The 26788-nt window shown below is 67.0% G+C and carries 23 protein-coding genes; 16 read left to right on the forward strand and 7 right to left on the reverse strand.

What is annotated here, in order from left to right; translation table 11 throughout:
* Positions 1-56: 56 nt before the first annotated feature.
* The 7 genes from asnB to map form a co-directional block, all read right to left on the reverse strand.
* Positions 57-1748 carry an asparagine synthase B gene (gene asnB, locus JLDANKMP_RS01955; protein ID WP_099497543.1) on the reverse strand — a complete coding sequence of 564 codons (1692 nt, stop codon included), beginning with the start codon at positions 1746-1748 and terminating at the stop codon, positions 57-59.
* A gap of 535 nt (positions 1749-2283) precedes the next feature.
* Positions 2284-3411, reverse strand: a complete 1128-nt coding sequence (dapE, locus tag JLDANKMP_RS01960; RefSeq protein ID WP_099479633.1) for a succinyl-diaminopimelate desuccinylase — start codon at positions 3409-3411, stop codon at positions 2284-2286.
* Entirely contained in the window at positions 3408-3779 is a 372-nt protein-coding gene (locus JLDANKMP_RS01965) for an arsenate reductase (RefSeq protein WP_005412750.1), read from the reverse strand. The genes dapE and JLDANKMP_RS01965 overlap by 4 nt, the downstream gene beginning before the upstream one ends.
* Before the next feature lie 31 nt (positions 3780-3810).
* Positions 3811-4272, reverse strand: coding sequence for a hypothetical protein (locus JLDANKMP_RS01970; RefSeq protein ID WP_227832916.1), 462 nt, complete (start codon positions 4270-4272; stop codon positions 3811-3813).
* Positions 4214-5275: a 2,3,4,5-tetrahydropyridine-2,6-dicarboxylate N-succinyltransferase gene (gene dapD, locus JLDANKMP_RS01975; RefSeq protein WP_005408756.1), complete on the reverse strand. Its 1062-nt coding sequence runs from the start codon at positions 5273-5275 to the stop codon at positions 4214-4216. The genes JLDANKMP_RS01970 and dapD overlap by 59 nt, the downstream gene beginning before the upstream one ends.
* Entirely contained in the window at positions 5275-7902 is a 2628-nt protein-coding gene (locus tag JLDANKMP_RS01980; protein WP_212560398.1) for a [protein-PII] uridylyltransferase, read from the reverse strand. The genes dapD and JLDANKMP_RS01980 overlap by 1 nt, the downstream gene beginning before the upstream one ends.
* A gap of 2 nt (positions 7903-7904) precedes the next feature.
* A complete protein-coding gene (gene map, locus JLDANKMP_RS01985) occupies positions 7905-8681 on the reverse strand; it encodes a type I methionyl aminopeptidase (protein ID WP_010486307.1) in 777 nt (258 codons plus the stop codon).
* A gap of 240 nt (positions 8682-8921) precedes the next feature.
* On the opposite strand from map, the gene JLDANKMP_RS01990 reads away from it, so the two are divergent.
* The 16 genes from JLDANKMP_RS01990 (at position 8922) to bamA (ending at position 26673) form a co-directional block, all read left to right on the forward strand.
* Entirely contained in the window at positions 8922-9452 is a 531-nt protein-coding gene (locus tag JLDANKMP_RS01990) for a spore coat U domain-containing protein (RefSeq protein WP_005412747.1), read from the forward strand.
* Complete coding sequence (locus JLDANKMP_RS01995; protein WP_212560399.1) at positions 9452-10201, forward strand: molecular chaperone; 750 nt, start codon at positions 9452-9454, stop codon at positions 10199-10201. Before JLDANKMP_RS01990 ends, JLDANKMP_RS01995 begins: the two co-directional genes overlap by 1 nt.
* A 7-nt stretch (positions 10202-10208) precedes the next feature.
* Positions 10209-12587 (forward strand): fimbria/pilus outer membrane usher protein, encoded by a 2379-nt coding sequence (locus JLDANKMP_RS02000; protein ID WP_212560400.1) that lies wholly within the window; start codon positions 10209-10211, stop codon positions 12585-12587.
* The gene (locus tag JLDANKMP_RS02005; protein WP_212560401.1) at positions 12584-13618 is read left to right on the forward strand and encodes a spore coat U domain-containing protein; all 1035 of its coding nucleotides are present in this window, start codon (positions 12584-12586) and stop codon (positions 13616-13618) included. Before JLDANKMP_RS02000 ends, JLDANKMP_RS02005 begins: the two co-directional genes overlap by 4 nt.
* A 171-nt stretch (positions 13619-13789) precedes the next feature.
* Positions 13790-14035 (forward strand): hypothetical protein, encoded by a 246-nt coding sequence (locus tag JLDANKMP_RS02010; RefSeq protein ID WP_005412744.1) that lies wholly within the window; start codon positions 13790-13792, stop codon positions 14033-14035.
* Positions 14035-14733 carry a molecular chaperone gene (locus JLDANKMP_RS02015; protein WP_212560402.1) on the forward strand — a complete coding sequence of 233 codons (699 nt, stop codon included), beginning with the start codon at positions 14035-14037 and terminating at the stop codon, positions 14731-14733. The genes JLDANKMP_RS02010 and JLDANKMP_RS02015 overlap by 1 nt, the downstream gene beginning before the upstream one ends.
* Before the next feature lie 220 nt (positions 14734-14953).
* On the forward strand, positions 14954-15760 hold the full coding sequence (gene rpsB / locus JLDANKMP_RS02020; RefSeq protein ID WP_005408748.1) for a 30S ribosomal protein S2: 807 nt from the start codon (positions 14954-14956) through the stop codon (positions 15758-15760).
* Between the two features lie 125 nt (positions 15761-15885).
* Positions 15886-16761, forward strand: coding sequence for a translation elongation factor Ts (tsf, locus tag JLDANKMP_RS02025; RefSeq protein WP_005408747.1), 876 nt, complete (start codon positions 15886-15888; stop codon positions 16759-16761).
* Between the two features lie 224 nt (positions 16762-16985).
* Positions 16986-18524 (forward strand): GGDEF domain-containing protein, encoded by a 1539-nt coding sequence (locus tag JLDANKMP_RS02030; RefSeq protein WP_005412741.1) that lies wholly within the window; start codon positions 16986-16988, stop codon positions 18522-18524.
* A gap of 121 nt (positions 18525-18645) precedes the next feature.
* Positions 18646-19374, forward strand: coding sequence for a UMP kinase (gene pyrH / locus JLDANKMP_RS02035; protein ID WP_005408745.1), 729 nt, complete (start codon positions 18646-18648; stop codon positions 19372-19374).
* A gap of 96 nt (positions 19375-19470) precedes the next feature.
* Positions 19471-20025, forward strand: a complete 555-nt coding sequence (gene frr / locus JLDANKMP_RS02040) for a ribosome recycling factor (protein WP_005408744.1) — start codon at positions 19471-19473, stop codon at positions 20023-20025.
* A gap of 5 nt (positions 20026-20030) precedes the next feature.
* Complete coding sequence (gene uppS, locus JLDANKMP_RS02045) at positions 20031-20798, forward strand: polyprenyl diphosphate synthase (RefSeq protein ID WP_005408743.1); 768 nt, start codon at positions 20031-20033, stop codon at positions 20796-20798.
* Positions 20795-21631 (forward strand): phosphatidate cytidylyltransferase, encoded by an 837-nt coding sequence (locus tag JLDANKMP_RS02050; RefSeq protein ID WP_005408742.1) that lies wholly within the window; start codon positions 20795-20797, stop codon positions 21629-21631. The genes uppS and JLDANKMP_RS02050 overlap by 4 nt, the downstream gene beginning before the upstream one ends.
* A gap of 2 nt (positions 21632-21633) precedes the next feature.
* On the forward strand, positions 21634-22824 hold the full coding sequence (locus JLDANKMP_RS02055; protein WP_062607490.1) for a 1-deoxy-D-xylulose-5-phosphate reductoisomerase: 1191 nt from the start codon (positions 21634-21636) through the stop codon (positions 22822-22824).
* A gap of 52 nt (positions 22825-22876) precedes the next feature.
* Positions 22877-24235 (forward strand): RIP metalloprotease RseP, encoded by a 1359-nt coding sequence (gene rseP, locus JLDANKMP_RS02060; RefSeq protein WP_212560403.1) that lies wholly within the window; start codon positions 22877-22879, stop codon positions 24233-24235.
* Positions 24236-24309: 74 nt separating this feature from the next.
* Positions 24310-26673, forward strand: coding sequence for an outer membrane protein assembly factor BamA (gene bamA, locus JLDANKMP_RS02065; protein WP_005408739.1), 2364 nt, complete (start codon positions 24310-24312; stop codon positions 26671-26673).
* Positions 26674-26788: the final 115 nt, after the last annotated feature.

A 26788-nucleotide genomic window follows, 5' to 3' on the forward strand; every position in this document is an offset into this window, starting at 1 on the left:
GGATTAAGTCGTTTATGCCACTTACGACTTAATCCCCTCCGTCCCCTTTTTGGGGCTTAGGCCAGTGCCTGCTCGTGCACGCCGGCGATCGCGCGTCCCGAAGGGTCGGCAGCGGCGGCGAAGCTGGCGTCCCAGGCAATGGCCGCCGGCGAGGAGCAGGCGATGGACTTGCCGCCCGGCACGGTCTCCGCGGCCGCACGGCTGGGGAAGAACTGCTCGAACAGGTGGCGGTAGTAATACGCCTCCTTAGTCTGCGGCGGGTTGTGCGGGAAGCGCTTGTCGGCCGCCGCCAGCACGCGGTCACTCACCTGCCCCTCGGCATGCGCCTTCAGGCCGTCGATCCATCCATAGCCGACGCCATCGCTGAACTGCTCCTTCTGACGCCACAGGATGCTGTCCGGCAGGTAGCCGTCGAATGCCTCGCGCAGCACCGCCTTCTCGATGCGACGGCCACCGAACCCGGCACCGACCATCTTGTGCGCAGCATCGAAGCGCATCGCCACGTCGAGGAATTCACGATCCAGGAACGGCACGCGCGGCTCCACGCCCCAGGCCATCATCGACTTGTTGGCACGCAGGCAGTCGTAGTTGTGCAGCGCGTCGAGCTTGCGCACCAGCTCCTCGTGGAATTCACGCGCATCCGGTGCCTTGTGGAAATACAGGTAGCCACCAAAGATCTCGTCGCTGCCCTCGCCGGAGAGCACCATCTTCACCCCCATCGCCTTGATCCGCCGCGCCAGCAGGAACATCGGCGTCGAGGCGCGGATGGTGGTGACGTCATAGGTCTCGATGTGGCGGATCACTTCCGGCAGTGCATCGAGGCCTTCCTCGAAGGTGTATTCGAAGCCGTGATGCACGGTGCCCAGCGCTTCGGCAGCAATGGCAGCGGCAGCCAGATCGGGCGAGCCCTTCAAGCCGATCGCGAACGAATGCAGGCGCGGCCACCAGGCTTCGGTCTGCCCGCCATCCTCGATGCGGCGACGTGCATAGCGCGCGGCTACCGCCGCCACCAGCGACGAGTCCAGGCCACCGGACAGCAGCACGCCGTACGGCACGTCGCTCATCAACTGGCGTTCCACCGCGTGCTCGAAGGCCTGGCGCAGTTCGGCCAGATCGGCCTGGCGACCCTGCACGTCGGCATAGTCGCGCCACGGTTGCTGGTAGTAACGCACCAGCTCACCGCTGGCACTGTCGAAATAGTGGCCCGGCGGGAACTGCGCGACATCGGCACAGGTATCGACCAGCGCCTTCATTTCCGAGGCCACGCGCAAGCGCCCCTGGGCGTCGTGGCCCCAGTACAGCGGCACCACACCGACCGGGTCGCGCGCCACCAGCACGCGTCCACTGTCACGGTCCCACAGCGCGAAGGCGAAGATGCCGTTGAGCTGTTCCAGCCACTGCGCCGGCGCGCCGCCCTGGCGGTAGAGCGCGTTGATCACCTCGCAGTCCGAGCCGGTCTGGAAGTCGTAGGTGGTGGTCAGCGCCGCCTTCAACGCCTGGTGGTTGTAGATCTCGCCGTTCACCGCCAGCGCCAGCTGGCCATCGGCCGACAGCAGCGGCTGCGAACCACCGGCCGGATCGACGATGGCCAGCCGTTCATGGACCAGCAGCGCACCTTCGTCGAGGTACACGCCGCTCCAATCCGGGCCACGGTGGCGCTGGCGTTGCGACAGTTCCAGCGCGTGGCGGCGCAGGGTGGGAAGATCGTCACCGGCCTGCAGGCCGAAGATTCCGAAGATCGAACACATGGGGGAGCTCCTGTTGGGGAATTTCACGGGTGGGAAGGTGTTCGACCGGCCATCCAGGCCCGGGTAGGCTGCGCCCGGGCACAAAAAAACCCGCATCGGCTGATGCGGGTTTTCTGGTGTCCGGGCGTGTGTTGCTGTCTATCTACCCAGGGCGCAGTCCCGCATCGGCCGCGCACGATTATTCGCGCGCAGATTATTGCGGTTGTTGTTGTTGACGGCGGTGGCCAGGCGGATCGACATGGCATCGACCCTACCCCGGTTTCCAGCGCGGCGCAACAGTTGCGGCGGCAACCGAGGCACCAGGGCACTGGTTGCCCTGCCCTGCCTGGGCCTGGCGCCTGCCAGACCCTCACCCGCCTTCGGCCCTGCCAGCGGCGGCCGGCTTGTTCGCCAGGCCCCAGGCGCAGCGCTTCTACATGGCCGCGCCAAGCTACTGGGAAAAGGCGATCATGCCGCCGTTACTCATCTTTTCGGACCAGGGCCCGGCTGCAGTCCTGCGGAAGGTGTGCCGACCGACGATCGGCATCCACCCTCCTCACACCAGCAGCCGTTCCACCAGCCGCTGGTACAGCCCCGGCAACGCTTCCAGATCGTCCACGCGCACGTTCTCGTCCACTTGGTGGATGCTGGCATTGACCGGGCCTACTTCGATGCATTGCGCGCCCAATGGCGCGATGAAGCGTGCATCGGAGGTGCCGCCGCCGGTGCTTTCTTCTGGCGCGCGGCCGATGTGCTCGGCCAGCACCGCACGCGCGGCGGCGCGCAGCGTGCCTTCCGGGGTGTAGAACGGCTCGCCGCTGCGATGCCACTTCAGCGTGTACTGCAGGCCATGCCGTTCCAGCAGTGCGGTGATCTCCGCCTCCAGCTTCGGCGCATCCCAGTGCGGGTTGTAGCGGATGTTGAAATCCACGTCGAGCTCACCGGGAATCACGTTGTTGGCACCGGTGCCGGCGTGGATGTTGGAGATCTGCAGGCTGGTCGGCGGGAAACTCTCGTAGCCTTCGTCCCAGCGCCGCGCGCATAGTTCTGCCAGGGCCGGCGCCGCCTGGTGAATCGGGTTGCGTGCCTTTTCCGGATACGCCACGTGGCCCTGCACGCCTTGGACGCGCAGTTTGGCCGACAGGCTGCCGCGACGTCCCACGCGCAGCAGATCGCCCAGCGTCGCGGTCGACGACGGCTCACCGGTGATGCACCAGTCGATGCGCTGCCCGCGTGCGGCGAACAGGCGTGCAACGTGGCGCACGCCATCGATGGCATCGCCCTCCTCGTCGCTTGTCAGCAGTACCGCCAGCGTGCCGGGATGGTCGGGATGGTCGGCGACGAACTGCTCGGCGGCCACCACGAACGCCGCCACGCTGCCTTTCATGTCGGCGGCACCGCGCCCATACAGCACGCCATCGCGGATCTGTGGGGTGAACGGGTCGCTGGTCCAGGACTCGCGCGGGCCGGTGGGCACCACGTCAGTGTGGCCCAGCAGAACCAGCACCGGCGCGCCCTGGCCATGGGTCGCCCACAGATTGTCAACGTCGCCCAGGCGCAGATGATCGCACTGGAATCCGGCCTGCTTCAGCCGCGCCGCCAACAGCGCCTGGCAACCAGCATCGTCCGGCGTTACCGAAGGTCGCGCAATCAGCTCGCAGGTCAGGTCGAGGACCGCGCTCATGCGTCGCCCACGCCGAAGCGTGCCTTGAAACCATTGTCACTGAAACCCTGGCTGGCTTTGCCATCGGCGGTGACCACCAGTGGGCGCTTGATCAGCTGCGGATACTCGCGCAGCAGCAGCTTCCATTCGGCCTCGGAGTCCGCAGCCTTGCGGTTGTCCGGCAGCTGCCGCCAGGTGGTGGAGGACTTGTTGACCATCGCCGCCAGCCCCCCCAGCTGCGCGGCCCATTCCAGCAGCATTTCCGGGCTGGGTTTGTTCTCGCGGTAGTCGACGAAGGTGTACGGCACGCCGAAGCGGTCCAGCCACTTGGTCGCCTTCTTGCAGGTATCGCAGTTCTTCAAACCGTAGACAGTGGTGCTCATGGCCATCTGTGATGCTGGAAAACAGAGGGCCAGAATCTCACAACAGGCGCTCGGACACGACCCGGAACGGCACTCTCGGCAAGCGGAAGGCCAGGCCCGATGCAAGCGCCACGCCCATCGCCTGCAGGCGCGGGCACTGCAGCTCGCGTTCCAGGCGCAGCGGCTGCAGGTTGTCGAGGTCTACCGGCAGCGCGACGCGGGTGCTGGCCCAGCGACAGTCGCAGGTGCGGGCGATGGCCTCGTCCTGGCAGGTGAGGAAACGCAGGAGGGCCTGATGGCCACCGAAGGCGGCGCCGGCATCGGCCAGCGCCGCGACAGTGCGCGGCGCAGTCGGGTCCAGCGCATGGCGTGCAGCGGGCGCGGCAGCATCCGCCCCAACAGGGTGTCGGACGGATGCCGGTAGATCGCGGACTGCGCCAGATCCTCCGGCGCAGCCACCTTCAGTCGGCCAGGCCGCGCAGCAGGTCGTTGACGCTGGTCTTGCTGCGGGTCCTGGCATCAACCTGCTTGACGATCACCGCGCAGTACAGCGAATGCGTACCGTCCTTGCTCGGCAGCGAGCCGGACACCACCACGCTGTACGGCGGGATGTAGCCGTAGGTGATCTCGCCGGTGGCACGGTTGTAGATGCGGGTGCTCTGGCTGAGGAACACGCCCATGCCGATCACGCTGTGGTGTCCGACCACCACGCCTTCCACCACTTCCGAACGCGCACCGATGAAGCAGTGGTCTTCAATGATGGTCGGGCTGGCCTGCAGGGGTTCCAGCACGCCGCCAATGCCGGCACCGCCGGACAGGTGGCAGTGCTGGCCGATCTGCGCGCACGAACCCACGGTGGCCCAGGTATCGACCATGGTGCCTTCACCGACATAGGCACCGATGTTGGTGAAGCTCGGCATCAGCACCACGTCCTTGCCGAAGTACGTACCGCGGCGGGCAATCGCGCCCGGCACCACGCGCACGCCACCACGGCGGAACTTCGCTTCGTCATAACCGGCAAAACGCGATTCGACCTTGTCCCAGAACGGCGCCGGACGTGCGTCGACCACGGCCATGTCGTTGACGCGGAAGTACAACAGCACGGCCTTCTTCAGCCACTCGTTGACCTTCCAGCCACCGTGGCCGTCCGGTTCGGCAACGCGGAATTCGCCGCTTTCCAGGCCATCGATCACACGGTTGACCAGCGGCCTGGTCGAGCCTTCCAGTTCGTGAAGGGTCAGCGTGGCGCGGCGTTCGAAGGCACTTTCGATGCCGAACTTCAGTTCTTCCACGCCCGGCGCGGCCGGCTTGCGCAGCGACTTGCGGGCGATGGTTTCGGCGCGTGCGGCTTCTGCGCTCTTGGCCGGGGCCTTCTTCGGTGCCGCCACCTTCTTCGCCGGCGCCTTCACCACCGCGGCTTTCTTCGGCGCGGCAGCCTTCTTCGCGGCCGGCACGGCGGCAGTTTTCTTGGCCGCTGCGCTCTTGGCGGTGGCAGCAGTCTTCTTAACAGGCTTGGTGGCCATCAGGCGGGGTCTCCGGCGTTTCGATCAGGGTCCAGGCAGGCCAGCATCGCGTCATGCAGCTGCTGCCGGGCAGGTTCAGTCAGGGGGAGGTCGTGTTCGTCACTGATCACGAAGGTGTCTTCGGCGCGTTCGCCGAATGTGGCAATGCGTGCATCATGCACGCGCAGGCCCTGGTTGCGCAGCACGAACGCCACGTCGGCCAGCAGGCCGGGGCGGTCGGGTGCGACCAGGGCAAAACGGGTTGCGCCCGGTTCATCGCGGAACTCGATGCGCGGCGCGAAGCGGAAATGGCGCAGCTGGCGTGGCACCACCCGACGCGACGGGCGCAGGCGCGACAGGTCACCACTGAGCGCCTCGCGCAGCGCGGCCTCCAGGTTGGCGCTGCTGCCATCGGCGAAGCTGTCGGCCGGGTTCACTTCGAAGGTATCGAAAATGGTGTCGGCCGGGCCATCCAGCACGCGCGCGCGATGGATCCCGTAGCCCTTGCGGTCCAGGGTCATCACGATGGCGGCAAACAGGCCGTCGCGGTCCGGCGAATGCACGAACACTTCCAGTGCCGGGTCGTCGACACTGATGCGGCGCACCTTCACCAGCGTCTGGCCCTGTTTCACCGGTACCAGCGCGGCGGCCTGCCAGGCCAGCTGCTCAGGGCGCAGGCGAATGAAGCCCTCATCCGGCATCACGGCGAACTGGCGGTCGATGGTGGCGTCGTCGTAACCCTGCTCGCGCACCAGTGCGCGCACGCTGTCGCGCGCCTCTGCCACGCGCTCGGCCGCCGGTACCGGATGCTCGAGCCCTTCGCGCAGCGCGCGCCGGGTGGCGAAATACAGATCGGCCAGCAGGCGGTCCTTCCACGCGTTCCACAGCTTCGGACTGGTGCCGGCGATATCAGCGCAGGTCAGCAGGTACAGATAGTCGAGGCGGTCGCGGCTGCCCACCAGGGTGGCGAAGCGATGGATCACCACCGGGTCGGCGATGTCCTGCTTCTGCGCGGTCACCGACATGCGCAGGTGCTGTTCGACCAGCCACGCCACCAGTTCGGTATCGGACGTGCTCAGCGCATGCGCCTGGCAGAACGCGCGCGCATCGACCGCGCCCAGTTCGGAATGGTCGCCGCCGCGGCCCTTGGCGATGTCATGGAACAGGCCGGCCAGCAGCAGCAGTTCCGGCTTGCGCAGGCGCGGCCAGACTTCATGGGCGATCGAGAAGCGTTCGTCGGCACGGCTGCTGGCGAACAGGCCGATGTTGCGCAGGACCATCAGCGTGTGCTGGTCGACGGTATAGACATGGAACAGGTCGAACTGCATGCGCCCGCTGACCTGGGCGAACGCGGGAATCCACTGGCCGAGCACGCCCAGCCGCGCCATGCGCGAAAGCGTATCGACCGGGCGTTGGCCACGCAGCAGGGTCATGAACTGCTCGCGCGCGTCGGTGTCGGCCTGGTCGTAGGCCGGCAGCAGCGGCAGCGCTTCGGCCAGCGCGCGCGCGGTCAGCGAATGCAGGCCGCGTACCTGCGGATTGTTGGCCCAGCTGGAGAACAGCGCAAACACCTGGCCGATATCGCCACGCGGCCAGTCGGCCTCGTTGGCGGCCAGGTAGCCGCGGCGCAGCGAGAAGCCCACGGTCAGCGGTTCCGGCTGCGCTTCGCCATCAAACTGTTCCTCGAAGCGCTGCAGCAGGCGGTCGCTGATCCGGCGCACCACCAGCGCGGCGCGGTAGAAGCCCTGCATCATTTTCTCGACACCGAGGTTCTCGGAATCGTCTTCGAAGCCCAGGCGCGCGGCCAGGGTCTTCTGGTAATCGAAACGCAGGCGCTCTTCCGGGCGACGTGCTACCAGGTGCAGGCCGAAGCGCAACCGCGCCAGCACCGCACGTTCGCGCTTGAGCGCCGCGGCTTCGTCGGCACCCAGATGGCCTAGCCCGACCAGGGCTTCCAGGTCGCGCACGCCAAAGGCACGCAGAGCCATCCAGCCCAGCGTGTTGAGATCGCGCAGGCCACCGGGGCCATCCTTCAGGTCCGGCTCCAGGTTGTCGGCGGTATCGCCGAAACGCTGGTGCCGGTTGCGCAGCTCTTCCAGCTTGGCCAGGAAGAACGCGCGTGCCGGCCACAGTTCGCGGTCGTCGATGGCCTCGCGCAGCGCGCGGCGCGCCGCATCATCGGCCAGGATCGGGCGCGCCTCGATCAGCGCGGTCAGCACGGTCTGGTCCGTCGCCGCCTCGCGGCACTGGGATGCAGAACGCACCGCATGGCTGACCGCCAGACCGCAATCCCACAGCAGCGCAAACAGGCGCGCCAGTGCCGCTTCGTGCGCCAGCTGTGCCGACGGGCCGCCGAACACCAGCAGGTCGATGTCCGAGCGCGGGAACAGCTCACCGCGCCCATAGCCGCCCACCGCGAACAGCGACAGGCCACTATCGACTGGCAGGCAGCGCTGCCACGCCAGGCGGATCAGATGGTCGGCGGCACGCGCGCGCAACGCCAGCAGGCGCTCGATGTTGTCGCCCTGGTCGAAACGGCGGTACAGGCGCGCGTCAGCCTGCTGCAGCGCCTGGCGCGCGGCAGCAGCCCAGTCCGGGTCGTTGAGCGACGCGGCCGGCGTGTCCAGCAGCGAACTCGCCGGCAGCATCCTCAGGAGACCTGCGACTCGCCCGGCGACAGCGTCAGCACGTCGACGCCGGTCTCGGTGACCGCGATCATGTGCTCCCACTGCGCCGACAGCTTGCGGTCCTTGGTCACCACGGTCCAGCCATCCGGCAGCACCTTGTTGTAACGGGTGCCCTCGTTGATCATCGGTTCGATGGTGAAGGTCATGCCCGGCTGCAGCACCAGGCCCTGGCCCGGGCGGCCGTAATGCACCACCTGCGGCTCGTCGTGGTAGACCTTGCCGATGCCGTGGCCGCAGTACTCGCGCACCACGCTGAAACGCTCGCCTTCGGCATAGCTCTGGATGGCATGGCCGATGTCGCCCAGGGTTGCGCCCGGACGCACCGCACGGATGCCGCGCCACATCGCTTCGTAGGTGGTTTCCACCAGGCGGCGGGCCATCACCGACGGCGTGCCGACGAAGTACATGCGGCTGGTGTCGCCGTGCCAGCCGTCCTTGATGACGGTAACGTCGATATTGATGATGTCGCCATCCTTCAGCACCTTCCCTTCGCTGGGAATACCGTGGCAGATGACGTTGTTGACCGAGGTGCACACGGTCTTCGGGAAGCCGCGGTAGCCGACGTTGGCCGGAATCGCGCCCTGCACGTTCACGATGTGGTCGTGGCAGATGCGGTCCAGCTCCTCGGTGGTGACACCGGGCTTGACGTGGGGGGTGACGATGTCGAGCACTTCGCTGGCCAGGCGGCCGGCGATGCGCATCATCTCGATTTCCTGCGGGGTTTTCAGATTCACGCTCATGGCGCCCATTATCGCCGATCCCGCTGCAATCTGAACGAACGCCACCCAACTGGCGATCCGGGGGCATGCACGGTTCCGGCAAGGAAAGTGAAAGCGTGACGATCTCCACCCTTTCGCACGCCTGTTTATCACGGATTACAGACACTTACCCGCAGAAGCTGGCCACGACCGTTGTCAAAGCGGCCCCGAACCTGCCGCCTTCGCCTTGTTCAACAGACCTTCGGGTCAGGGAGGTTGTCCATGCGATCCACGTTCCGCTCACCGCTCGCCTGGGTCCTGACCGGACTGTTGCTGGCCGGCCCCGCACTGGCCGCCGACACCACGACCTTCAACGTGACCCTGGTGGTCACCAAGGCCTGCACCATCACGGCGGCGGCGGCCACCAACGTTGACTTCGGCACGGCGGCCTCGACCACGGCGACCCCCACCCTGGGCCAGGGCACGGTGACCGCCCAATGCTCGGCCCTGACCCCGTACACGATTTCGCTGAACGCGGGCGCCAATGCCAGCACCGCCAACGACGTCACCACCCGCCGGATGAAGAACACCAACGCCGCGGTGACCGCCAACAACTTCGTTGGCTACCAGCTCTACCAGGACGCCGCTCATACCCTGGTCTGGGGTGCGACCTCGGGCACCAACACCCAGGCCGGCATCGGCACTGGCCTGGCCGTGCCCTACATCGTCTACGGCCAGATCCTGAACCTGAGCACCAACAACCCGGCCACCGGCAACTACCTGGATACGGTCACCGCCACGATCACCTATTGATGGAGCACGCCCGCATGGCCGGACCCCGCCCGTGGCGCGCCACCGGCGTGGCGCTGCTCGCCCTCTCCCTGCTGGCCGCAGCCCCTGCCGGTGCCACCAGCCTCCAGGTCGCCCCCACCAGCCTGCAGCTTGAGGCCCGCCAGCGCGCCTGCGAACTGTGGCTGACCAACAGTGGCACCTCGCCGGTCACGCTGCAGGTGCGGGTCTTCCGCTGGGTACAGCAGGATGGCCAGGAACAACTGCTGCCCACCGAGGAACTGCTGGCCACCCCTCCGATGCAGGAACTGGGGGCGGGCCAGCAGCAGCTGGTGCGGGTCATGCGCCCGAACCACGAACCGCCTGCGGCACAGCAGTACTACCGGCTGATCGTCGACGAGGTGCCTGATCTGGCGACCCGCGCCAACGGCATGCAGTTCGTGCTGCGCTATTCGATACCGGTGTTCGTGCAACCCTCGGGCGGCAAGCTGGCGCCGCGCCTGCAGGCCAGCCTGGTGCGGCTGCAGGACGGACGCAACGGCGTGGAGGTGGCCAACACCGGCAACAGCTATGCACAGATCGCCGACCTGGCGCTGGGCAGCGTCCAGCGCCCGCGCATCGTGCACCCCGGTCTGCTGGGCTATGTACTGCCCGGGCAGGTGATGCGCTGGCCGATCGAGCGCACGGCCATCGACCGCGACAACGACCAGATCACGGCCAAGCTCAATGGCGAGTCGGAACAGACGCCGCTGTCGCCGCCACCGGCTCGCTGAGGCGTTGATGGGCGCGCTGTTTGCTGCCCTGGCTCCTGCGGCGACCGAAGCCGCCGATGTGTCCGGCGTGGCTGCCGCCGGGGCTGCGGACGTCTCCGGGGTGTCGGCCGACGCGATCCTGCCCGCCCCCACGCCCCTGACCGCCAGCCAGACCCTGTACCTGGACGTCTCGCTCAACAGCACGCCCCGCGGCCTGCTGCCATTCACTGAAACCCTTGGCCGGCTGCAGGCCAGTCCGGAAGTGCTGCGCCAGCTCGGCTTCAGCGCCCGCGGCGATGCGCCGGTCTATCTGGACCAGATCAGCGGGGCCGTTGTGCGCTACGACGCGCATATGCAGACCCTGGCCCTGGACGTGCCGCTGGACCAGCTGACCCTGCCGACCACCGTGCTCAGCCAGCCGCAGACCCGGGCACCGGCCAGCACCGCCTCGCCCGGCCTGCTGCTGAACTACGACCTGTATGGCAGCCGGGTCGACATGCTCGGCAACCTCAGCCTCAGCTCGGAGCTGCGCCTGTTCGGGATCGGCAACGGCACCGTCGAGAACACAGCGATCAGCCGGCGCTACCAGCAGCCCGGCGACCGTCGCTGGCGCGGTGAGAGCGTGCGTCTGGATACGCGCTGGAGCCTGGATTTCCCCGACAAGGCGATGACGCTGGAGGTCGGCGATTTCTACAGCGGCTTCGTCGACTGGACCCGTCCGGTGCGCCTGGGTGGCCTGCAGATCGGCCGCAACTACGGCCTGCAGCCGTATCGCGTACTCACCCCCACGCCCAGCTTCCTCGGCCAGGCGGTGGTGCCGTCCACGGTCGAGCTGTACGTTGATGGCCTGCGCCAGTACAGCGGGCAGGTGCCGGTCGGTCCGTTCCAGCTGGCCGCGCAACCCGGCATCAGCGGCACCGGCAGCGCACAGGTGGTGGTGACCGATGCATTCGGGCGCATGCAGACGCTGGATTTCAGTTTCTATGGCACCCAGCAGCTGCTGGCCAAGGGCCTGTCGGACTGGTCGGCCGGCGTTGGCCGCCTGCGTGAGGATTTCGGCCAGCGTTCCTTCGCCTACGACGATCGCACCGTGGCCAGTGCCAGCTGGCGAGGCGGTATCAGCGACACATTTACCGGCGAAGCACATGCCGAAGGCGGCGGCGGCCTGGCCCAGGCCGGCATCGGCGGCTGGTGGCTGCTCGGCGGCGCGGGCGTGTTCAACGCCGCCTATGCGCACAGTGACTATCACGGCCTGCAGGGCGGGCAATGGGCACTGGGCTACAGCTGGAACAACCGCCGACTCAACTTCAATCTGCGCAGCGTGCGCAGCCATGGCGATTACCGCGACCTGGGCGCACTGCAGGGCAACCTGCCGCCGAGCATCAGTGAACAGGCCACGGTCGGCGCCGATCTGCTGCGGCTGGGCACGCTCAGCGCCAGCTACCTGCGCCTGCGCTATCCCGACGGAGACGACAACCGCTACGCCAGCCTGTTCTGGTCACGCACCTGGAGCCAGCGGTGGTCGGCCTACCTGTCGGTGAACCAGAACCTGGACAAGAGCGATGACCGCAGCATCTACCTGTCGGTCACCGCCAGCCTGGGCAACAACCGCCAGGCCAGCCTCTCCAGCCAGCGCAACGGCGACAGCCAGAGCTGGGTAGCGGACGTGACCCAGCCGGTACCCGGCGACGGCAGCGCCGGCGGCGTCGGTTGGCGCGCGCAGGTGCGCCATGGCGAGGACGGCAATGGCGGCCTGGCCGAAGTCGGCATCCTCAATGACGTCGGTCGCTACTCATTCGGCGCCTCGCGCCAGGGCGGCCTGAACTATGCCTACGCCAGCGCCAGTGGCAGCCTGGTGTGGATGGGCGGGCATGCCTTCGCCACCCGCGAAGTCTCCGACGCGTTCGCAGTCATCAGCACCAACGGCGTGGGCGGCGTGCCGGTGCGGCTGGAAAACCGGCTGATCGGCGTGACCGATGATCGCGGCCTGCTGCTGGTCAGCCCACTGCTGTCCTGGCAGCGCAACCGCGTCTCCATCGACACCCTGGACCTGCCCGAGGACATGCGCGCCGATCGCATCGAAGACTGGGTGACACCCCGCCAACGCGCCGGCACCCGCGTGACCTTCGCGCTGCGTTCGCGGCCGTCGTTGAACCTGACCCTGCACGGCATGGACGGGCAACCGCTGGAGGTCGGCAGCGAGGTGCAGCTGCCGGACGGGCGACAGGCGCTGGTGGGCTATGACGGGCTGCTGTACCTGGAAGACGTGTCCGCCGGCAGCGTGCTGTACATCACCACCAGCCGCGGGCAATGCAGGGTGAAGGTACCGGACGTGCCCAAGGTGGTGGCTTCCGGCGCGCGGCCGAAGCCGGCACCGCTGGCGTGCATCCCGGAGGTAGCGCCATGAGGACGTTGCTGCTCGGCCTGCTGCTGGTCGCCGGCCTGCTGGCGGCGGCACCGGCCCGCGCCGTCGCGGTGTGCGTCGCCGTCGCCGACCCGACGCTGCCGTTTGGCAACGTCAACAGCAATGCCCCCGGTGCAACCACCGGCACGCTCAACATCACCGTGACCTGCACCACTGCCGCGCTGAGCGTGCTGGCCACTACCGGCGTGCGGGTCTGCGTGGGCATCGGCGCCGGCAGCGGCGGCGGCAGCAGCTCCAGCTGGCGGACGATGAAGACCAGCACCAGCGACAGCATGAACTTCCAGCTCTACAACACCTCCAACTTCAGCCAGGTAACCGGGTTGACCCCGCGCGGCTCGCCGCCGGCGCAGGAGCTGACCCTGACCTACAACGTGCCCCTGACCGGCGGCAGCGGCACGCAGACCACGCAGCTGTCCGCACAGATCCCCGCCAATCAGATCCTGGCGTCAGGCGCCTACAGCAGCACCTTCAACGGCGCCAACGTGGTGCTGACCTGGGCCTGGAACGAGGTCCTGCTCGGCAATGCCACGGTGCCCGCCAACTGCAACGGCGGCGCCACCGGCACCGACAGCATCAGCAACGCCTTCAGCTTCACCGCCACCGCCAACGTGCTGCCGCAGTGCGGCAGCTACGTCACCACCAACATGGACTTCGGCAACGTCACCGGCGGCATTCCCGCCAACATCGACCGGACCGCCACCCTGACCCTGACCTGCCTGAAGAACACGGCCTACCAGGTCAGCCTCAACAACGGCCAGAACAACCCCTCCGCCACCAGCACGCGGCGCATGGCCACCACCATCGGCGGCAGCACCTACTACCTCACCTACGAGCTGTACCGCGATGCCGCGCGCAGCCTGCGCTGGGGCAACACCCTCAACGTCGATACCGTTGGCGGCACCGGAAGTGGCAGCGCGCAGCAGCTGACCATCTATGGCCGGGTGCCGCCGGTCACCGGCCAGCCCCCGGCCGGCATCTACAACGATGTGGTGCAGGTGACCATCACCTATTGACCGGCGGGCCGACCAACGGTCGGCACCCACCGGGGTTTCGGCAGATCCACGTCATGCGTGGATGCGCGCATCATTCCTGTGCCAGGAGCAGTCGACTGACAATCGACGCTACAGATTCGGCCGATCCAGCCGATACCGCGCAGCGAGATCTTTCAGCACGGTGGTTGCCAGGTGGCTCGCGCATTTCTGATCGGGGCGATACTGTTCGCCAGCACATCGGCGTGGGCCGAACCCGGCCCCAGCAACCTGCAGATCCGCCTGACCGTGGTCGAAGCCTGCCGCGATGACCCCGGCAGCACCCACTGCCCCGCCCCCCACCAGCGCAGCGACACACCGCAACTTCCGCCCCAGGTCCGCGAGCTCGCGCCTCCCGCCGACGGCGAAGACACAACGTCCGCGGTGACCGTCATCTACTGATGCGGGCACTGCTGACCCTGCTGGCGATGCTGCTGGCGTTGCCTGCCGCGGCATTGGACCTGTTGCCGACCACATTGCAGCTGCCCGCCGAAGGTGGCCAGGGCGAACTTTGGCTCTTCAACCCCGGCCCCGGCCGCTGGCAGGGCCGGGTACAGATCCTGTCGTGGGACCAGCAGACCGACGCCGACGTGCTGCGTCCCACCGACCAGGTGCTCGCCAGCCCCACCCTGCTCGACATCCCGCCAGGCGTCCGACAGCGCATCTGGCTGCTGCCACGCCAGCCGGCATCCGCTGTCGGCGAACAGGCCTATCGGGTCGTCCTGGCCCCCGCTACGCCAGGCCTGCAGCGCTATTCGCTGCCGTTGTTCCGCGGGCACGCCACACCAATGGCCCAATCGCGGCTGCATGCAGGGATCGAACCCGGCCAGTCACATACCTTCCTGCGACTGAGCAACACCGGTACCCTGCACGCACGCCTGAACGATCTCGCGTACATCACCAGCGGCGGTCAGCGCATCCTGCTGCTGCCCGGTCTGGCCGGGTATCTGCTGGCCGGCCATGAGCGCCGCTGGGCCCTGCCCGCCCGCGCTGATGGCTACGCCGGCGGTCATTTCCAGGCCCGGCTGCAGGATGGCCGGATGGTCGATCTGGTCGCTCCAGGCCCGGCAATTGCAGCCAGCGCACCGAGCGGGCTATAATCGACCGGATTCCTGCCGCCTGCGTGCGCGGGAACCCGTCCACACCGGACGTCACCGGTGAATCCACACCTGCTGCCCCCATCCGTGCCGGGGTGCTCCGCAAGGAGTTCGGCCACGGAGGCAACAGGGAAGCCCAACCCCGGAACCGATCGCGCTTCCACGCGTCCCGCATACCTATCCCCGCGGGCGGAATCGCTGGTTCCATATCAGGAGTATTGCAATGCCCCAGGTCACCATGCGTCAGATGCTGGAAGCCGGCGTCCACTTCGGCCACCAGACCCGCTACTGGAACCCCAAGATGGCTCCGTACATCTTCGGCGCCCGCGGCAAGATCCACATCATCAACCTGGAAAAGACCGTCCCGCTGTTCAACGATGCGATGAACTTCATCTCGTCGGTTGCCCAGAAGCGCGGCACCGTCCTGTTCCTGGGCACCAAGCGCAGCGCCCGCGAAACCATCAAGGAAGAAGCCGAGCGTTGCGGCATGCCGTTCATGAACCAGCGCTGGCTGGGCGGCACCCTGACCAACTTCCGTACCGTCAAGCAGTCGGTTGCCCGCCTGAAGGAACTGGAAGCCGGTGAAACCGACGGCACCTTCGAGAAGCTGGTCAAGCACGAAGTGCTGGGCCTGCGTCGCGAGCGCGACAAGCTGGAAGCCTCGCTGGGCGGCATCAAGGACATGAACCGCCTGCCGGACGCCATCTTCGTGATCGACATCGGCCACGAAGACATCGCGATCAAGGAAGCCAAGAAGCTGGGCATCCCGGTCATCGCCGTGGTCGACACCAACTACAACCCGGAACTGGTGGACTACGCCATCCCGGGCAACGACGACGCCATCCGCGCTGTGCAGCTGTACGCCCGCGCCGCTGCCGACGCCGTGCTGGAAGGCAAGGCTGCTGCTCCGCATGCTGCTTCGGTGCGTGAGGAAGAGTTCGCTGAAGCCGCTGCTGAAGGCGAAGAGAAGCCGGCCCGCCGCGCTCCGGCCAAGAAGGCTGCCAAGAAGGGCGACGACGCCCAGGCCTGATCCAGGCCCGGGGTGGACGCCCGGCGTCCACCCTCCCTGCGCGCAGCCTTTGGCGCGTGACAGGACCGTGTCACACGGGCCGGCCACCATGCCGGCCCAACCCCTTTCTTTCGTGAGGTAATCCCGTGGAAATCACTGCTTCCCTGGTCAAGGAACTGCGCGAGCGCACCGGCGCCGGCATGATGGAATGCAAGAAGGCGCTCACCGAAGCCAACGGCGACATCGACGCTGCTGCTGAAGCCATGCGCAAGTCCGGCGCCGCCAAGGCCGACAAGAAGGCTGACCGCGTGGCCGCCGAAGGCCGTCTGGGCCTGGCCCAGGATGGCGGCAAGGCCGTGCTGGTCGAAGTCAACTCGGAAACCGACTTCGTCGCCAACGATGACAACTTCAAGTCCTTCGTCAATGCCGTTGCCGCTGCCGCCCTGGCATCGGGCGCCACCGACGTCGAAGCCGTGAAGGCTGCCAAGCTGGCCGATGGCCGCACCGTTGAAGAAGCCCGCGCCACCGCCGTGCAGACCCTGGGTGAGAACATCCAGATCCGTCGCATGGTGAATGTCGACACCACCGGCAACATCGGTGCGTATGTCCACACCAACGGCAAGGTCGGCGTGCTGGTCGATCTGATCGGCGGCGACGTCGAGCTGGCCCGTGGCCTGGCCATGCACGTGGCTGCGCTGAAGCCGCCGCACAACAAGGCTGCGGACGTTCCGGCCGACTTCGTCGAGAAGGAAAAGGAAATCGAGCTGGCCAAGATGTCCGAAAAGGACAAGGCCAAGCCGGCCGACATCCTGGAAAAGATCATCAGCGGCAAGATCAACAAGATCGTCAGCGACGTGACCCTGTACGGCCAGACCTACGTGCTGGGCGACACCACCGTCGAGCAGGTGGTCAAGGCCGCTGGCGCCGATGTTGCTGGCTTCAAGCTGCTGATCGTCGGCGAAGGCATCGAGAAGGTGGTGGAAGACTACGCCGCCGAAGTTGCCAAGGCGATGCAGGTCTGATTCCAGCCTTCCGGCTGTGAAGCAACCAGAAGGAGCCGCGGGAGACCGCGGCTCTTTTTTTATGCCGGCGGCCCTGTGGGGTGCGCACAGCGGCACCTTTGCGTTGCGCGCGAATCAAGCCGATACTCGGCACAGGGAATCAACAGTCATTTAGCAGGAACGAAAATCGCGGACTGTGATGCATTCCTAGGTATTCTTGTCCCAATGGAATTGAACGACCCGACATGCCTCCCGAGCTGACAGCTGCCCTGGCGCTCTGCCGCAACCTGCCCTCGCCACCCGGTATTGCCCTGCGCATCATCGAACTGGCACAGGACCCGGAAGCGGATATCGCCACCGCCGCCGACATCATCGCCATCGACATGGCGCTGAGCGCTCGCATGCTGCGCATCGCCAATTCGCCGCTGTACGCCAGCCGCCGCCGGATCGAGAACCTCGGCCAGGCACTGACCATGCTCGGCCTGAATGCCACGATCAGCCTGGCCCTCGGCTTCACCGTCACCCAGGGGCTGACCGGCGGCACCGGCGCCGACCACGACCTGCGCCAACGCGCCTGGAAGCGCAGCATCCTCAGCGCGCTGGCTGCCAGCCAGCTAGGCCAGGCCCGCGGCCTGCGCCGGCTGGAAGAACTGATGCTGGCCGGCCTGCTGCAGGACCTGGGCGTACTGTGCCTGGCCCAGGCCGAATCGGAGCGCTACCTGCCGCTGCTGCGCGAAGCACGCGACAACATCGACCTGGTCGCGCGCGAGCGCGACGAGCTGGGCTGCAGCCACGCCGAGGTCGGCGCCTGGGTGGCCGAGCAGTGGGGCCTGCCGCGCTACCTGGTGGAGAGCATCAGCCACAGCGAAGACCTGGACGCCGCGGAATCGCCGTTCCAGGCCTGCGTGCAGCTGTCCGGTGCCGTGGCCGACATCTGGCTGGACGATGACGCCGATGCCGCCCGCGAGCGCGCCCTGCAGCAGGTGCATGACCGCCTTGAACTGGACAGCGCCCGTTTCGACCAGGTCCTGACCCGCATCAGCGAGGCCCTGCCGGACATCGCCAGCCTGTTCGAGGCCGGCCTGAATTCCCCCTCGCGGGTGCGCGAGCTGATCGACCACGCGCAGGAGCTGGCCACCCTGCGCAACCTGCGCGAACTGCAGGATGCCGACCAGGCCCGTCGCCGCGCCGACGAATTCGAAGCCCGGGCCAAGCGCCTGGCCGACCAGGCCCATCGAGATGCCCTCACCGGCGTGCTCAACCGGCGCCAGCTGGAAGCCGTGCTGGAGCAGGAATTCCTGCGCGCCGGCCGCCAGGGCTGGCCGCTGTCGGTGGCCTTCATCGACCTGGACGACTTCAAGAAGATCAACGACGCCCATGGCCACCTGACCGGTGACGAGGTGTTGCGGGCCTTTGCCGGCAAACTGCAGGGCCAGCTGCGCCACAGCGACACCGTGGCCCGCTTCGGCGGCGAGGAGTTCGTCGCGCTGCTGCCCAACACCAGCGAAACGGTAGCACTGGACGTGATCCGCCGGGTGCTGGCCAACATCGTTGCCACGCCGATGGCCGAACTGGAAGGCGGCCCGCTGTTCGTCACCTTCTCCGCCGGCGTGGCCACCCAGGGCGGCTACGAACGCTTCGCCGACGTGCAGGACCTGCTGCGCGCCGCCGACGACGTGCTGTACCGCTCCAAGAACCTCGGCCGCAACCGGGTGATCGCGCGCTCCCCCGGCGCCCTCGGCCACGACGAGCTGTCAGCGACCGCGGGCGCCGAGCTGGGCTGAACCGGAAGCCCCGGATGACCGGGGCGAACGCCAGGATTTTACGCCGCAGTGCACAAAACACTATGGCCCGACGCCGCATGCGCGTAGAATCGCCCGCGATTTCCACGCACCCGAGGTCCCCATGTCCAAGCTCGCCTATCGCCGCATCCTTCTGAAACTGTCCGGGGAGGCGCTGATGGGAGATGAGGACTACGGCATCGACCCGAAGATCATCAACCGCCTGGCCCGTGAGGTCATCGAAGCCCAGCAGGCCGGTGCCGAAGTGGCCCTGGTGATCGGCGGCGGCAACATCTTCCGCGGCGCCGGCCTGGCCGCAGGCGGCATGGACCGGGTCACCGGCGACCAGATGGGCATGCTGGCCACGGTCATCAACGCCCTGGCCATGCAGGACGCCCTGGAGAAGCTGGGCGCCAAGGCGCGCGTGATGAGCGCGATCAAGATCAACGACGTGTGCGAGGACTACATCCGCCGCCGCGCCATCCGCCACCTGGAAAAGGGCCGCCTGGTGATCTTCGCCGCCGGCGTCGGCAGCCCGTTCTTCACCACCGACTCCGGCGCCGCCCTGCGCGCGATCGAGATCGGTGCCGACCTGCTGCTGAAGGCCACCAAGGTCGATGGCGTGTACGACAAGGACCCGAACAAGCACAGCGATGCGGTCCGCTTCGACAGCCTGAGCTATGACGAAGTGATCCGCCGCGGCCTGGAAGTGATGGATACCGCCGCCTTCGCACTGGCCCGCGACAGCGACCTGCCGATGCGCGTGTTCGACATGGGCCAGCCGGGCGAGCTGCTGAAGATCCTCAACGGCGAGAACATCGGCACCCTGGTCCAGGGCCGCGATCCGGCCTGAGCCTGAGCGCGCGGCGACAACCGGGCCGATTCAGGCCCGGCAGCGTCCCGTATTCGCCTATAATCGCCCGATTCCAGATACATCCAGGACCGGGCGATGCTCAACGACATCAAGAACAACGCGCAGACGCGCATGGCCAAGAGCATCGACGCTCTGAAGCACACCCTCACCTCCATCCGGACCGGGCGTGCCACGCCGGCCCTGCTGGACCGCGTGACGGTCAATGCCTACGGCAACGCCAGCACCCCGCTGAACCAGGTTGCCTCGATCTCCAACGCCGATGCGCACTCGCTGCTGGTCACCCCGTTCGACAAGGGCATGATCAAGGAGATCGAGAAGGGTCTCTACAACGCCGAGTTCACCCCGAACACGCTGGGCACCGCGATCCGCATCAACATGCCGCCGCCGACCGAAGAGCGCCGCAAGGAGCTGGTCAAGCAGGTGCAGAAGGAAGGCGAAGGCGCCAAGATCGCGATCCGCAACATCCGTCAGGACGCGAACAAGGAAATCGCCAAGCTGGTCAAGGACAAGGCGATCAGCGAGGACGAGAAGAAGCGCGGTGAGGACGACATCCAGAAGTTGACCGACACCAACATCAAGGACGTCGACAAGGTCGTTGCCGACAAGGAAAAAGAACTGCTGTCGGTCTGAAGTCGATGCCTTCAGTCCCGCCTCCGTTGCCGGCCACCCTGCCCCGCCACGTCGCCATCATCATGGATGGCAACGGGCGCTGGGCACAGCAGCGCCGCCGCCCGCGCGTGATCGGCCATCGTGCCGGCGCGCGCGCGGTCAACCGCACCATCGAGCGCTGCCTTGAACTGGGCATTCCGGCGCTGACCCTGTTCGCGTTTTCCAGCGAGAACTGGGGCCGGCCGCAGGAAGAAGTCGACGCCCTGATGAAGCTGTTCCTCGGCGCGCTCGACCGCGAAGTGGACGAACTGCACCGACGCGGCGTGCGCGTACGCTTCATCGGCGAACGCGAGCGCTTTGGTGCCGGCCTGGTCAGCCGCATGCAGCTGGCCGAGCAGCGGACCGCCGACAACACCACCCTGACCCTGTCGATCGCCGCCAGTTACGGCGGTCGCCAGGACATCGCCCGCGCCGCGCGCGCGCTGGCCGCTGAAGTCGCCGCAGGACGCCTGCTGCCCGAACAGATCGACGAATCGCTGCTGGGCAGCCAGGTCGCCCTGGCCGACCTGCCGCCGCCGGATCTGTTCATCCGCACCGGTGGCGACACCCGCATCAGCAACTTCCTGCTGTGGCAACTGGCCTACACCGAGCTGTGGTTCACCGAGGCGCTGTGGCCGGACTTCGATGCCGCCCTGCTGCAGCAGGCGCTGGATGCCTATGGCAGCCGCGAGCGTCGTTTCGGTCTGACCAGCGCCCAGATCGCCGCACTGGCCACCGAGACCTCCAGCCCATGACCAAGACCCGAGTCCTCGCCGCGCTGATCATGGCGCCGCTCGCCATTGCCGCGATCCTGCTGCTGCCGACGCAATGGCTGGCCGCCGCCGCCGCCGCCGTGCTGCTGATCGGCCTGTGGGAATGGCTGAAGCTGGCCGGCATCGAAGACACCCTCGCGCGCACCGTGCTGCTGGTGCTGAACCTGCTGCTGATGGTGCTGCTGGTGTGGGCCGATGGCAGCACGCTGGTGCTGTTCCAGATCACCACACTGGCGGGTGTTGCCTGGTGGCTGGCGGCGCTGGCCTGGCTGCGCTTCTTCAACTTTGGCGCCCAGCCGACGGCCCCCTCCCGGATCGTGAAGATGCTGGCCGGCACCCTGGCGATCGTTCCTGCCTGGGCAGCGCTGGTGCTGATCCACGCTGGCGGTGACCCGCCAGGCAAGCAGGGCCACCTGTGGCTGCTGGCGGCACTGGCACTGGTCTGGGCAGCCGATTCGGGCGCCTATTTCGCCGGCCGTCACTTCGGCAAGCACAAGCTGGCGCCGCGGATCAGCCCCAACAAGACCTGGGAAGGCCTGTTCGGCGGCCTGCTGGCCGGTGTCGCCGTGGCCCTCGGACTGGGCTGGCTGGCCGGCATCGACATCGCGCACCTGCCGGGCCTGCTGATCACCTCGGTGGTGGCCGTATTCGCGTCGGTGCTGGGTGACCTGTTCGAAAGCCTGATCAAGCGCCACGCCGGTGCCAAGGACTCGGGCAACCTGATTCCGGGCCATGGTGGCGTGCTCGACCGCGTCGACGGCGTCCTCGCCGCCGTGCCGGTGTTCGCGCTGGGCAAGGAAATCTTCGGGTTCTGACCATGAATGCTGTCGCAGACCTGCGCCGGGTCGCCGTATACGGCGCCACCGGCTCGATCGGTGCCTCCACGCTGGACGTCATCGCCCGCCACCCGCAGCGCTACCAGGCCACGGTGCTGGCCGCCGGCCGCCAGGTGCAGGCACTGCTGGCCCTGTGCCGCCAACACGAGCCGGCGCACGCGGTCATCGCCGACGAAGCGCTGTTCACCGAACTGCGCGACGGCCTGCGCGATGCCGGGCTGTCGACCGAGGCCCACGCCGGTCATGCCGCACTGGACCAGCTGGCAGCAAGCGATGCCTGCGACACGGTCGTCGCGGCCATTGTCGGTGCTGCAGGGCTGTCCTCGACCCTCGCCGCCGCTGCGGCCGGCAAGCGCATCCTGCTGGCCAACAAGGAATCGCTGGTACTGGCCGGCGAGCTGCTGACCCGCACCGCCGAGCGCGCCGGCGCCGAGATCATTCCGATCGACAGCGAGCACAGCGCGATCTTCCAGTGCCTGCGTTCGCGCGACGCCAGCATCGACGGCGCCGGCGTGCGCCGGATCCTGCTGACCGCGTCGGGCGGCCCGTTCCGCGGCCGCAGCCGCGCCGAGCTGGCCGAGGTCACCCCGGCCCAGGCCGTGGCTCACCCGAAGTGGTCGATGGGCCCGAAGATCTCGGTCGATTCGGCGACGTTGATGAACAAGGGCCTGGAAGTCATCGAGGCGCACCATCTGTTCTCGGTGCCCGGCGAGCGCATCGAGGTGCTGGTGCACCCGCAGAGCCTGGTCCATTCGCTGGTCGAATTCGTCGACGGCTCGACCCTGGCCCAGATGGGCCTGCCGGACATGCGCACCACCCTGGCGGTCGGCCTGGGCTGGCCGCAGCGCATCGAATCGGGCGTGGCCGGGCTGGACCTGCTGGCGCAGGGCCGGCTGGATTTCGAGGCGCCTGACACCGACGCCTTCCCCTGCCTGGCGCTGGCCTGGCAGGCCATGCAGGCCGGCGGTACTGCCCCGGCGGTGCTGAACGCCGCCAATGAAGAGGCGGTTTCAGCATTTCTTCAGGGCCGGATCGGTTTCCTGACCATCCCGGAGCTGGTTGCTAACGCTCTTTCAACACTGCCGACCCAGCCAGCCGATACACTGGAGGTCCTGTTGTCCGCCGACCAGCGGGCACGCCAGCTCACCCTGAACGCCATCGACGCCGCCTGAACGACCGCCTCGCCCAGCATGACGCCGCCCCTGCCCGCCACTGTGAGCCTGCATGACTGACTTCCTCGGATCGGTCTGGTGGATGATTGTCAGCCTCGGGCTGCTGGTCACGTTCCACGAGTTCGGGCATTACTGGGTCGGCCGCCTCTGCGGGGTCAAGATCCTGCGCTTCTCGGTCGGCTTCGGCCGTCCGCTGTGGTCGCGCCGCGACAGGCACGGCACCGAGTTCGCCATTGCCGCCATCCCGCTGGGTGGCTACGTGAAGTTCCTCGACGAACGTGAGGTCGAGGTCCATCCCCACGAGCGCGGCCAGGCCTTCAACCACAAGACCGTGTGGCAGCGCATCGCCATTGTTGCTGCAGGGCCGATCGCCAATCTGCTGCTGTGCATCCTGCTGCTGTGGGCGATGTTCGTGATCGGCAAGCAGGACTACTCGCCGACGATCGGCCGGGTTGACGGCATCGCCGCCAGCGCCGGACTGCTCAGCGGTGACCGCGTTCTGCGGGTGGATGAGCGCCACGTCGCCACCCTGGGCGAGGCCAGCATGGCGCTGACCGCCGCCGCGATGGATCGCCGCGACGTCACGCTTGAGGTACTCGACCCTGCGGACCAGGTGCGCGTGCGCACCCTGCCGCTGTCGCAGCTGCCCGCCGGCTTCGATGAACGACGGGTACCGATCCTGGCCGGCCTGTACTGGCAATCGTGGCTGCAGCCGGCACTGGTCGACTCGCTCACCGCCGATTCGGTGGTCACCGGGCTGCTGCAGCCGGGCGACCTGATCGTGGCGATCGACGGCCAGCGCATCGACAGCGTCGACCAGGTGATCGGCGAGATCCAGGCCCTCGGCCGTGCCGGAGGCCCCGGCATGATCGAGGTCCTGCGAGGCGGTGAACGCCTTGCACTGGAAGTCACGCCCCGCCAGGGCAAGGATGGCAAGGGCAACCCGGTCTGGCAGATCGGCGTCGGCTTCCCCACCACCTACAGCCCCTCCTACGACACCCTGCTGCGCTATGGGCCGCTGGATGCAGTGACCGTCGCCGTACGTGAAACCGGCCGGCTTGCCGCCGATTCGCTGGGCATGATGGCCCGCATCGTCACCGGCAAAGCCTCGCTGCAGAACGTTTCCGGGCCGGTCACCATCGCCCGCGTGGCCAATGTCTCGGCCAAACGCGGCCTCGACTGGTTCCTGCAGTTCCTTGCCCTGCTGTCACTCAGCCTGTGCATCATCAACCTGTTGCCGATCCCGATCTTGGACGGCGGGCACCTGCTGTATTACCTTATCGAGTTGGTCAAGGGCAGCCCGCTGAGCGAGCGTGCCATCGCCGCCGGCCAATACATCGGCCTGGCGTTGCTGGCCGGGCTGATGGGGTTGGCGTTCTACAACGACATCCTCGGCCTGGTCCCGCGATGAACTTTTCCACGTTGTTGCCGTCTACAGCGTCGGCATCCCGCACCAATGAAATCGACCTTCCTACCGGACGTGACATGACGCGACTCCCCAATCGCCGCCTGCTGGCCCTCGCCCTCGCCGCCGTCACCGGCGCTCCCGCCCTGGCCCAGGCAGCCGAGCCCTTCACTGTCAGCGACATCCGCGTCGATGGCCTGCAGCGCATCAGCTCGGGCACGGTGTTCACCTACCTGCCGGTGGAACGGGGCGAGACCATCACTGACAACAAGGTCGGCGAGACCATCCGCGCGCTGTACAAGACCGGCTTCTTCGAAGACGTGCAGCTGGACCGCCAGGGCAGCATCCTGGTGGTGACCGTCAAGGAACGCCCGGCGATCAACAAGCTGACCGTGACCGGCAACAAGGACATCAAGTCCGAGCAGCTGCTCAAGGGTCTGTCCGACATCGGCCTGACCGAGGGTGGCACCTTCGACCGCCTGAGCCTGGACCGCGTGACCCAGGAACTGCGCCGCCAGTACAACGACCGCGGCAAGTACACCGTCGAGATCACCCCGACCGTGAGCCCGCTGGACCGCAACCGCGTGGACATCGCGATCGCCATCAAGGAAGGCAAGGCGGCCAAGATCCGCCACGTCAACCTGGTCGGCACCGAGAAGTTCGAGAGCAAGGACATCCTGGAGACCTGGGAGTCCAAGGAGCACAACTGGGCGTCGTGGTACCGCCGTGACGACCAGTACTCCAAGGAAAAGCTGTCCGGCGACCTGGAAAAGCTCAACTCGTGGTACCTGGACCGCGGCTACGTCGACTTCAGCATCGATTCCACCCAGGTTTCGATCAGCCCCGACAAGCGCGACATGTTCCTCACCGCGGGCGTGACCGAGGGTGCGCAGTACAAGATCTCCGAGATCAAGGTCAGCGGCGACACCATCCTTCCGCAGGAGGACGTCGAGCGCATGGTGATCCAGAAGCCGGGCGACACGTTCTCGCGTGCCCTGCTGGAATTCAGCTCGGACACCATCACCAACTCGCTGTCCAACATCGGCTACGCGTTCGCCAAGGTGAACCCGATCCCGACCACCAACCGTGCCGAACAGACGGTAGGGATCAACATGCAGGTCGTGCCCGGCCCGCGCGTGTCGGTGCGCCGCATCCTGTTCCGTGGCAACACCCGCACCTCCGACGAAGTGATGCGTCGCGAAATGCGCCAGTTCGAGAACAGCTGGTACTCGCAGGCCGCGATCGACCGCTCCAAGATCCGCCTGCAGCGCCTGGGCTACTTCGAGTCGGTGGACGTCGAGACCCCGGCCGTCAGCGGCAGCAACGACCAGGTCGACGTCGTCTACAACGTCAAGGAAACCACCTCCGGCAGCTTCGTGTTCGGCCTGGGCTATTCGCAGTCCTACGGCATGACCACCTCGGTGCAGCTGTCGCAGAACAACTTCCTCGGCGGCGGCAACCGCGTGTCGGTCGAAGCCTCGCGCAGCAGCTACCTGCAGCGCTACGGCTTCAGCTACACCAACCCGTACTTCACCGACGACGGCGTTTCGCTGGGCTACAACCTGTCCTGGCGTGAACTGGACTACTCCGACTTCAACACCGCGCAGTACAACAGCACCAATGGTTCTGCGCAGGTGGTATTCGGCGTGCCGCTGACCGAGACCGACACCGTCTCGCTGATGTTCGGCATCGACAGCAACCAGATCACGACCTACCGTGGCTCGACCCCGCCCTCGATCATCGATTACATCGATGCGGTCGGTTCGCGCACCTTCCATGCCTGGCGCACGGAACTGGGCTGGGCGCGCGACTCGCGCAACGACTACTTCATGCCGACCCGCGGCACCTACCAGCGCGTCGGCCTGGAAACCACCCTGCCGGGTTCGACCATCGAGTACTACAAGCTGAACTACCAGATCAGCAAGTACTGGCCGATCATGCCGTCGCTGGTGATCAACACCCGCGCCGAAGTGGGCTACGGCGACGCCTACGGCAAGGACTACACCCGTACGATCACCAATGCCGATGGCACCACCCGTACCGTCACCGCCAGCGGCCTGCCGTTCTTCGAAAACTTCTATGCCGGTGGTACCAACTCGGTACGCGGCTTCGAGGACAACACCCTCGGCCCGCGCGAAGCCACCGACGGTTACCCGGAAGGCCAGCCGCTGGGTGGTTCGCTGAAGACCGTCGGTTCGGTCGAAGCCTACTTCCCGCGCCTGTTCGACAGCCCGTCTGCACGCGTGTCGGCCTTCGTCGACTTCGGCAACGTCTACAACGGCACCAAGAACTTCAAGGCCAACGAACTGCGCGTCTCCACCGGTGTCGCCCTGCTGTGGCGCGCCCCGGTCGGCCCGATCTCGATCAGCTACGCGTTCCCGCTGAAGAAGGAAGACGGCGACAAGATCGAACGCCTGCAATTCACCTTCGGCGGTCAGTTCTAAGAACTGACCACCGAAGGTGCGCCACGGCTTGCTGCGCAAGCAGCGGGTCCCGACCTACCTCCTGTCCCCCGCGCCATTGGCGCGCCCCCCTTAACAGAAGGGGGGCTCTCCACCA

The organism is Stenotrophomonas sp. PE591, assembly GCF_018320795.1.
Taxonomy (GTDB): Bacteria; Pseudomonadota; Gammaproteobacteria; order Xanthomonadales; family Xanthomonadaceae; genus Stenotrophomonas; species Stenotrophomonas maltophilia.